At 58.1% G+C, this 6,715-nt stretch carries 6 protein-coding genes; 3 read left to right on the plus strand and 3 right to left on the minus strand.

The features are described from left to right. Positions 1 to 159: 159 nt before the first annotated feature. The 3 genes from ABIZ35_RS25305 to ABIZ35_RS25315 all read right to left on the minus strand — a co-directional run bounded on the left by ABIZ35_RS25305 (position 160) and on the right by ABIZ35_RS25315 (position 1,558). Positions 160 to 678 (minus strand): hypothetical protein, encoded by a 519-nt coding sequence (locus ABIZ35_RS25305; RefSeq protein ID WP_348222714.1) that lies wholly within the window; start codon positions 676 to 678, stop codon positions 160 to 162. A 159-nt stretch (positions 679 to 837) separates the two neighbouring features. Next, positions 838 to 1,314: a type II toxin-antitoxin system VapC family toxin gene (locus ABIZ35_RS25310; protein ID WP_348222715.1), complete on the minus strand. Its 477-nt coding sequence runs from the start codon at positions 1,312 to 1,314 to the stop codon at positions 838 to 840. Next, positions 1,292 to 1,558: a hypothetical protein gene (locus ABIZ35_RS25315; protein ID WP_348222716.1), complete on the minus strand. Its 267-nt coding sequence runs from the start codon at positions 1,556 to 1,558 to the stop codon at positions 1,292 to 1,294. Before ABIZ35_RS25315 ends, ABIZ35_RS25310 begins: the two co-directional genes overlap by 23 nt. Positions 1,559 to 1,668: 110 nt before the next feature. Here ABIZ35_RS25315 and pcrA point away from each other — a divergent pair, with 110 nt between their 5' ends. The 3 genes from pcrA to ABIZ35_RS25330 all read left to right on the plus strand — a co-directional run bounded on the left by pcrA (position 1,669) and on the right by ABIZ35_RS25330 (position 6,605). Further along, positions 1,669 to 3,912, plus strand: a complete 2,244-nt coding sequence (pcrA, locus tag ABIZ35_RS25320; RefSeq protein ID WP_348222717.1) for a DNA helicase PcrA — start codon at positions 1,669 to 1,671, stop codon at positions 3,910 to 3,912. Then, positions 3,909 to 4,073 (plus strand): hypothetical protein, encoded by a 165-nt coding sequence (locus ABIZ35_RS25325; RefSeq protein ID WP_348222718.1) that lies wholly within the window; start codon positions 3,909 to 3,911, stop codon positions 4,071 to 4,073. The genes pcrA and ABIZ35_RS25325 overlap by 4 nt, the downstream gene beginning before the upstream one ends. Before the next feature lie 345 nt (positions 4,074 to 4,418). Next, the gene (locus ABIZ35_RS25330; RefSeq protein ID WP_348222719.1) at positions 4,419 to 6,605 is read left to right on the plus strand and encodes a coagulation factor 5/8 type domain-containing protein; all 2,187 of its coding nucleotides are present in this window, start codon (positions 4,419 to 4,421) and stop codon (positions 6,603 to 6,605) included. Positions 6,606 to 6,715 lie beyond the last annotated feature (110 nt).

The raw sequence follows: 6,715 nt of genomic DNA on the forward strand, positions 1-6,715 counted from the left end.
CAAATTCAGTCTCGCCGACAAACTCATAGTCATCGTGCCGCGCCCAAAACGCCATGTAGCGGGTCTTATTGTCTGGGGTCCATTCGCTGCCCCGAAAGCGAACCGTCAATCCCGATCGGTGGATGTCTTCTTCCATTTATGACTTACCTGACTCTCAGTTTATAAGAGGGAGAAAGTCCCGCCTTCGGGATGCAAAACAACGTACTCATCCTCATCTTTGGCGTAGGCTAGCGTAACGCCGTTTTCCCATTTACGCTCGGTCAGTTCACTCCAAATGGTTCGATACGCCGCCTGCACGTCGAATACCATACAAAACACGTTCATAGAGCCGGACCCAATATCCCCGCCATCGCAATGCCCATTTCCCGTCCAGCCCAAGCATTCGTCCATAAGAGACTCGATCTCATGACGGCGCCCAATGTCGTTCTCAGAGCCAAAGCCGTCGATGCGGTACTGGATGACGAAGTCCGTGTAGTCTTCGTCTGTGCGATCACGAAACCCTTCGGCCCGTTGCTCCGCTGCGAATTGCTCTAGGAACGGCTGGGGATCACCACTGACTGGTCGCCCCGTTTTCGCCTCACCCTTCTCGCCGACTCTGCCCCAGTGGATTGTCAAGGCAGAATCGTGGACCCAGCCTTCCCAATAACTGTCCGGCGCTTTGAACAGCTTGATCATCATAATACTTGTTGCTTCCTAGCGAATCCCGCCTGCCTGCTCAAGAATCTTGAATCACTCGTTTATGCTTATTCGAAATACCCGGCGCTTGCTCAATCTCAATAGCGGCATTGTTTCGTCGCTGGTTGCTGCATACTTCCATAAGGCGGTGAATCGGAATCGTTAGAGCAGCTTTACATTGACATTGGGAGCATTTTTTGCCGCTTGTTTGGGCAAATCCTGGTCAAATGTCAGTAATACCGTCGGCATTGACTGCGACAATTCTTCGGCTAGCGCGATGTAAAGAGTATCTGCCGAGCGGCTGCATCCATAGCCAATTCGGATCTCTTCCGCCCGCTGAATCAGTGAGTGCTCACCTTGAGGCGGCGGGAAAACATCAGTTAAGGTTCTCTGAAGTGTGATGATGGCGGTTTGGTGCTGTGCGGCGTCAAGAACGCCGGTGTTGAGTTTTTGACAGAGCGCATACAGAGCTTCCGAGACGATTGCGCCGGGAGCGTACCAATCATAACCGAGGCTGACATAGTGCAATAACTCCTGATTGACGATATTGACTCTGCCAGCCTCGCGTGACGCCAAGGCAATTACGATATTGGCGTCAATCACAACTGCTCCAATATTATTCGGCGGGATCGCAGCCATACATCGCCCCCTCGCGGCCTTCACGGACAATACGATCCGTCTTCGATCCGTCTGTCTCGGGTAGGTCCTTGGTCAATTCCGTAATATCACGCAAGGCAGCCAGAAGCCGTTCGTTGGGCTTCGGTTCAGGCCCAGCTTCTTCCAAGTCGATCCCGATTTCCTGCCCTGGGCGGACAAGGTTGAGCGCGCCTTGGGGGAGCTCCAATCGCCTGTCGTCGAGCACCGTTGCAATGTAGTGAGCCATGATTTCACCTCCGCTTGGTTCTTACTGTTATACTACCATCATCAGGGTGTCCACGCAAGCGATTTCGCCTTGTGTCGAACGGATGCTCCTCTATCCGGTATAATAACTTCATGGACTCCCTACTCATCGAAGGCCTGAACGAGCCTCAAACACAGGCGGTGCTGCATGAAACCGGGCCGCTGCTGATCTTTGCCGGCGCCGGGTCGGGTAAGACGAATGCGCTGACGAAGCGGATTGCGTATCTGATCCGGGAGCGGTATGTGCGGCCTTATAACATCCTGGCGGTCACCTTTACCAACAAGGCGGCGGCGGAGATGAAGGAGCGGATCGTGCGGCTGGTGGGCGAGACGGTCACGCGGGAGCTGTGGGCGGGGACGTTTCACTCGCTGTGCGCGCGGGTTCTGCGCGAGCGCGGGACGATGATCGGGCTGGACAAGAATTTTGTCATCTATGATGATGGCGATCAATTGTCGCTCATCAAAGAGGCGGTGCAGGAGCATCATCTCGATGAGAAGCAGTTCGCGCCGCGCGCGATCCTGTCGCAGATCAGCAAGTACAAAGAGACGATGCAGGGGCCGGAAGATATCAAGGCCGACTACACGGCGTCGCCGTTCGAACGGGCGGTGGCGGGGGTGTATCAGTCGTATCAGGAGAAGCTGGCGCTGTCGAATGCGCTGGACTTCGATGACCTGATTATGAAGACCGTGCAGTTGCTTCAGCAATCGGACAAGGCGCGCGAGCACTACCAGACGCGCTTCCAGTATGTCCACTGCGATGAGTTTCAGGACGTCAACGATAGCCAGTACACGCTGCTTTCACTCTTCTCGGGCAAGTATCGAAATATCTGCGCGGTCGGCGACGACGACCAGAGCATCTACGCGTTTCGCGGCGCGAATGTCCAGATCATTCTGAACTTCAAGAAAGACTTCCCCGACGCCACGATTATCAAATTGGAGCAGAACTATCGCTCCACGCGCACGATCCTGGACGCGGCGTATCACGTGGTCAAGAACAACAGAGGCCGCGCGGACAAGCGGCTCTGGACGGAGAAGGCGGAAGGCGAGGCGGTGACGCTGATCGAGGCGCCGAACGAGGTGGAGGAGGCGGTCGCGATCGTCAACGTCATCAAGGAAGCCACCATCACCGGCGACCGTCGTTACCAGGACTTCGCCGTGCTTTATCGAGCCAACGCGCAGTCGCGGGCGATGGAAGAACAGTTCATCAACTATCGTATCCCGTATAAGATCGTCGGCGGCGTGCGGTTCTACGAACGGCGTGAGATCAAGGACATCGTCGCGTATCTGCGCGTCATCACGAACCCATTTGACGGCCTCTCGATGCGGCGCATCATCAACGTGCCCGCCCGCGCCATCGGCGTGACGACCATCGATAAGATCAACAACTTCGCCGCCCGATATGAGATTTCGTTCTGGGACGCCTGCCGTCGCGTCAACGAGATCGAGCTGTCGTCGCGCACCCGGCATAACGTCACCGCGTTCGTCAAGATGCTGGAGTATCTGATCGGCAGGCGCGAAAGCCAGGGCGTGGTTGAGCTGCTGCAGAACGTCATTGATACGTCGGGCTACATCGACGCCCTCAAGCGCGAAAAGACGCCCGAGGCCGACTCGCGTATTGAAAACGTCCGCGAACTTCTCACCGTCGCCCATTCTTTCGAAGAACAAACCCTCGAAGCCGAGGACCGCACGCTGACGATGTTCCTGGAAAACGTCGCCCTCGTCTCCGATCTGGATTCTTTGGAGGACGACGCCAACTCCGTCACCCTCATGACCCTGCACGCCGCCAAGGGCCTGGAGTTCCCCATTGTGTTCATGATCGGCATGGAGGAAGCCGTCTTCCCACACAGCCGCAGCATGGGCAAGCAGACCGAGCTCGAAGAAGAGCGCCGGCTATGCTACGTTGGCATCACCCGCGCCCAGACCGAACTCTATATGTCCTATGCCGGCGCGCGCACGCTCTTCGGCCAAACCCAGCGCAACCCCGTATCACGCTTTATCTCCGAGATCCCCATGTCGCTCTTCTTAGCGAAGTCCACCCGCCGACAGCAGTCCATGGAGCCCTACCAAAGCACACTCGGCGCCAACCAATACCGCGCCGAAAGCCATATCGCCCCCAAATGGGACGACCTTTCCCGAGGCGCCGCCCAAAAATCCCGCACGACCTCCGCCCCGCCCCCCGACCGACCGTTCAATCTCGGCCAAAAGGTCAAACACGAGAAGTTCGGCACGGGCACGGTCATCAGCTTCGAGGGGGATTCTCTGGTGACGATTGCGTTCCCCGCGCCGAATGGAATTAAGAAGCTGGATATGGGGTTTGCGAAGCTGGAGAAAGTATGATAGAAGAGGATAATTTCCCGAAGCCCATGGACAAAACGGGCGTATGCGAGACGCCATCGCTGAGTGTAGAAGAATGGGAAGCGCTGATCGGAAGCATTGGCGTTCCCGTTCATGTGATCTCTGATGAAGATACACGCCGAGAAAATCTTTACGAGAACTGATTGCCTCCTTTTCCCACAGCTGAAGCAATGGTCTACGCAGGGGGAAGGCGGCTAAAGCCGACTGCCGGATTTCGGATTGTGGCAAACGCCGTTCTTATCCTTTCCTAACCTGACAGCCTGCTTCAGCTTGCTTACCCCTGACTAGACCATTGCTTCAGCTGTGGGCGCGATACCAGAGAATCCGTCAAGAAATCGATGGCATTGTGACTAGACACGCCGCCGCGCATCACTTATACTGAGAGGCAGGGTGAAACATATCAAGCGCCTTGCCTCACTTGGCAAGATGTACTGATAGAAATTATTGCTGCACAGATCACTCTCACGCCCCCAGGAAAGAAGAAATCAATGAAGACATTCACAAAGCTTCTGTGCGTCCCGATGATCGCCGGCGCACTCTCGGGAATTACGACCCAGGCGCACGCTGTCGGCGCGACGACGCCGTTTACGAGCTACGAGGCCGAGTCGGGAGCGATCGGAGGCGGCGCCTCCGTGGTGTCGCTGACGTCCGCGCCGACCACGCAGTATTCCAGCCCGACATTGGAAGCGTCCGGACATGCCTACGTGCAGCTAAACGGCAATGGGCAATACGTGCAGTGGACGAATAATACTGGCGGGAATGTCACCGCCATCAATGTGCGCGCGTGTATGCCAGATACTTCGGGCGGCGGCGGAACGACATCCACGCTCAATCTCTACGTGAATGGAACGTTTCGGCAGGCGATCAATTTAAGCTCCAAGCAGACCTGGCTCTACGAAGGCAGCAACTATCAGGGCAACGATCAAAATCCCGCTTTAGGCAACCCGCGCGTATTCTACGACGACGTTCACACATTCGTGACCGGCGCGGCGATCCCCGCCGGAGCGACGATCAAGCTTCAGAAGGACGCAGCGAACTCCGCCGCCTTTTACTATGTGGACGTCGTGGATGTGGAGAATCCGCCCGCCGCGATCGCCCAGCCCGCTAACTCGCTCAGCATTACCACGTATGGCGCGGTGGCGAACAGCAGCACGACGGACAACTCTACGTCGATCCAGAACTGCATCAATGCGGCCCAGTCCCAGGGCAAGAGCGTCTGGATTCCCTCGGGCGTATTCTATGTGAAGACACAGGGCGGACTCAACGCCACGGGCGTCACCATCCAGGGCGCGGGCATGTGGTACAGCACGATCTATCGGAATATGAACCTGCCCAACCCGAACCCACTCGGCGCCATCTTTAATCTAACCTCCTGTACAGTCCGCAACTTCGCGCTGGACGCCAACGCGCCGAGCCGAGCCAGCGCCGACGGATGCGGCGGCGGCATGGACACGACAGGAACCAACTGGCTGGCGGAGAATATCTGGACCCAGCACACGATGTCCGGTTTCTGGGCCTCGGGAACCGGCGGCAAAGTGCAGAACTGCCGCCTGACGAGCATCTGGGCCGACGGCTGCAACCTCAACAATGTCGCGCTGACCGGCACAGTGGGAAATAACCTGACCGCGACCAACAACTTCGTGCGCGGCACGGGCGACGACGGCATGGCGATCAACTCCGTCAATTACAATGGCAGCACGAACTACACGCCGATGTCGAACACGACCATGACGAACAACACCATCGTCGCGATCTGGGGCGGCAAGTGCCTGGGAATCTATGGCGGCGGCGGACACCAAGTCCTGAATAACTACATGAGCGACACCGCGCGCTATATCGGCCTGGGCGTGGGCAAATTCGGAACGAACGGCTCGGACCTGGTCTCCGGGACCGTCTCGGGCAACGTCGTGGTGCGCTGCGGCGGCAACGGGTTCAATCAGGGCCAGCCCGCGCTGCACATCGGCAACGGCGGCGACGGCCAGAGCACCGGTACAGTCTCCGGCGTCACGGTGAGCAATAACACGGTGCAGAATGCGCTCTATAACGGCGTCGGCTTCTCCACCAGTTCGAACATCACCTTCCAGAGCAACACGATCTCCTCGCCCGCGCTGGACGGCATTGTGATCGCGCCGCCCTTCTACCCGGCGCCGACTGGTTCCGCGACCATCAGCTTCAACACCGTCACCGGCCTGAACGCCGGGCGCGCTGCCTACGTCAACAACTCCAGCGGCTACACCGCCACCGTTACCAACAACAGCTGGCAGACCACCCGCAAGCTGGTTCCCGGAACTACCGTCTCGCTGCAGGCAACGGGCGCCAACAGCAAGTACGTGACTGCGGGCGTCAACCCTCTGATCGCCAGCGCAACTTCGGTCAGCAATTCCGAGAAATATGTGGTCGTCGACGCCGGCGGCGGCAACATCGCCCTGCGCTCCGTGGCTAACAACATGTACGTCTGCGCCGAAAACGCCGGCGCCAACGCCCTGATCGCCAACCGCGCTTCCTATGGCCCCTGGGAAACGTTCACGGAAGTCGACGCCGGCAGCGGCCGGATCGGCCTGAAAGCAACGGTCAACAGCATGTATGTCTGCGCCGACAACGCCGGCGTCAACCCACTGATCGCCAACCGCACCTCCGTCGGCGGCTGGGAAAGCTTCTCGGTGGTGACTTACTAGAGTTCGGCCCCCTGCCGTTCTACCCACCCCTCCGGGCGTGACCCACCCCGCCCCTTCGGGGCACCCCTCCCTTGAAGCAGGGAAGGGTTGGAAAGATGTTCTCGGGCGAA

Origin of the sequence: Capsulimonas sp. (assembly GCF_039929585.1) — a bacterium.
Lineage (GTDB): Bacteria > Armatimonadota > Armatimonadia > Armatimonadales > Capsulimonadaceae > Capsulimonas.